Origin of the sequence: Halorubrum sp. Atlit-26R, assembly GCF_003666015.1 — an archaeon.
Taxonomy (GTDB): Archaea; Halobacteriota; Halobacteria; order Halobacteriales; family Haloferacaceae; genus Halorubrum.
Window position 1 is genome coordinate 1 of sequence record NZ_QPLT01000322.1, and the last position, 566, is coordinate 566.

1 pseudogene is annotated in these 566 nt (G+C 63.6%); it reads left to right on the forward strand.

Annotation, left to right across the window (positions count from 1 at the left end):
* A pseudogene (locus tag DVK07_RS20770) lies at window positions 1-566 on the forward strand (minichromosome maintenance protein MCM); the annotation flags it as partial.

Sequence of the window (566 nt, forward strand, 5' to 3'; positions counted from 1 at the left end):
ACAAGAAGCGCCTCGACGTCGCCCCCGACACGATCGAGCCGGGCGAGACGGACAAGTACGACCCTCCCGTTCGCAGTGACCTCCTTCGGAAGTGGCTCGCCCTCGCTGCCGACCAGCCCTCACCCGTCATCGCGACCGAGGAGCTCGAACAGCAGATCGCCGACGAGTTCTCCGAATTCAAGACCAAGCACATGGACGAGGACGCGCCGGTGCCAGCGACGTGGCGCGACCTGGAGGCGCAGCTGCGGCTTGCCGAGGCGGCTGCGAAGCTGGAGTTCTCTGAGACCATCGAGGAGCGGCACTTCAAGACTGCTCTCTCGCTGACGATGCGGTCGATGCGCGACTTCGGGATGAACGAAGATGGGGAGTTCGACGCCGACGTCCGGGGTTCGGGCACTTCGAAGACCCAGCGCGACCGCATTACGCTGATCGAAGACATCGTCGAAGAGCAGTGTTACGAGGGCGAGTCCAACGGCACGCCAGTCGAGCGCGTCCTCGATGAGGCTGAAGAGGAGGGGATCGACCGGAAGCGTGCGGAGAAGACGCTGCGGAAAATCAATGAAGAG